Genomic DNA, 1,768 nt, shown 5'->3' with positions numbered 1-1,768 from the left:
CGCGTTGAAGTACGCGTGCGCCATCAGCGCGTAGGCCGCTGGGAACGTAACGCCGGACCGCACTTCAAAGAGGTCGTCGGCAGCGCGGGCCAGTCCATCGGTCGCCCCCTCGGTTCCCATGTTACTCATCCGTTCCATTCCGCCAGCCACGACGACATCCGACTCGCCGCTTCGAACAGCCCGGACCGCGTCACGGACTGCCAGCCCGCTCGAGGCGCACGCGCTCTCGACGCGTCTCGACGGCGCGGTCGTACCCAGCGCTTCGGCAGCGAGCGGTCCCTGATGACCCTGTCGCTCCGACAGCGATCCGAGGAAGTTGCCGTAGAACACCTCGTCGATGTCGTCGGGATCGATTCCGGCGTCCGAGAGTGCGGAGAGCCCGGCCTCTGCGAACAGTTCCCGCCCCGATCGATTGGGGAACGATCCGAACGGAGTCGTGCCTGATCCGGCGATGAATGCCTTCGACATTAGCTACCGTGTCACTATTAGGCGAACTGGGATATGTGTATCGTCTGGGAGCGGCAGTCAAAGGACGGCGAACAGCCGGCACACTTATCATCGTCGTCGAAGCAGGAACCGGTGATGTCTATAGAGCGGATCGACCGCGTCGGCGTCGTCGGCGCGGGTACGATGGGTAATGGTATCGCACAAGTGGCCGCTACACACGGATACGACGTCGTGATGCGGGACATCAAGGAGGAGTTCGTCGAGAGCGGCTTCGAGAACATCGACGATAGCCTCGATCGACTCGCGAACCGAGACGCGCTCGAGGAGGGTCCCGAGGCGATCCGCGACCGGATCGAGGGGACGACTACACTCGAAGACCTTGAGGACTGTGACCTCGTCGTTGAGGCCGCACTCGAGGACCTCGAGGTCAAACGGGACATCTTCGACGACCTCGAGGACGTGTGTGACGACGATGCCGTGCTGGCGACGAACACGAGCACGCTCTCGATCACCTCGATTGCCGCGAACCTCAAGCGCCCCGAGCGCGTGATCGGTCTGCACTTCATGAATCCTGTACCGATCATGGAGGGCGTCGAGGTCGTTGTCGGTGAGAAGACGACGGACAACGCCGTCGACCTTGCACACGAGGTAGCCGAGGATCTCGAGAAGACGACGTGGCAGTCCGACGACAAACCGGGCTTCGTCACGAACCGGATCCTGATGCCATGGATCAACGAGGGCATTCGAGCCTACGACGAGGGCGTCGCGACGAAGGAGGACATCGACGCCGGCATGGAACTCGGGACAAACGTCCCGATGGGACCGCTCACGCTGGCGGATCACATCGGCCTCGATATCTGTCTGCATGCCTCCGAGACGTTACACGAGGAACTCGGCGATCGGTACAAACCTGCGTATCTGCTCAAGCGGAAGGTCGAGACTGGCGATCTCGGGAAAAAGACCGGGAAAGGGTTCTACGAGCACGACTGAGATCGTAAGAAGCGACTGTCAGCGGTGTTTTACCGCTTGAGGTGTCGAGCGATGATCTTCTGCTGAATCTCGGAGGTCCCCTCGTAGATCGTCGTAATCTTAGCGTCGCGGTAGTAGCGTTCGACGTCGAAATCCTTTGTATAGCCGTAGCCGCCGTGAATCTGGACCGCTTCATTCGCTACGTCAACCGCCGTCTCGCTCGCAAAGTACTTCGCCATGGCTGCCGCCTTCGGATCGACGCCGTCGCCGTTCTTTCTCGCTGCGTCTCGAGTGAGTAACCGGGCTGCCTGTACGTTCGTCTGCATATCGGCAAGCTTGTGACCGATGGCCT

General features: G+C 61.0%; 3 protein-coding genes. 1 reads left to right on the top strand and 2 read right to left on the bottom strand.

Annotated features, from left to right (window positions below; genetic code table 11):
- Positions 1-468: beta-ketoacyl synthase N-terminal-like domain-containing protein (locus ACNA7R_RS20190; protein WP_416285327.1), on the bottom strand; the 468-nt coding region annotated here is incomplete at its 3' end.
- 114 nt (positions 469-582) lie between these two features.
- On the opposite strand from ACNA7R_RS20190, the gene ACNA7R_RS20185 reads away from it, so the two are divergent.
- Entirely contained in the window at positions 583-1,437 is an 855-nt protein-coding gene (locus ACNA7R_RS20185; RefSeq protein WP_416285326.1) for a 3-hydroxyacyl-CoA dehydrogenase family protein, read from the top strand.
- Between the two features lie 29 nt (positions 1,438-1,466).
- On the opposite strand, the gene ACNA7R_RS20180 is transcribed toward ACNA7R_RS20185, so the two are convergent.
- On the bottom strand, positions 1,467-1,768 hold a 302-nt coding region (locus ACNA7R_RS20180; RefSeq protein ID WP_416285325.1), incomplete at its 5' end, for an acyl-CoA dehydrogenase family protein.

The sequence above is a fragment of the Natronococcus sp. genome, assembly GCF_047921035.1.
Lineage (GTDB): Archaea > Halobacteriota > Halobacteria > Halobacteriales > Natrialbaceae > Natronococcus.
Note: the sequence above shows the minus strand (reverse complement) of the source record. Positions and strands in the feature narration are given on the sequence as shown.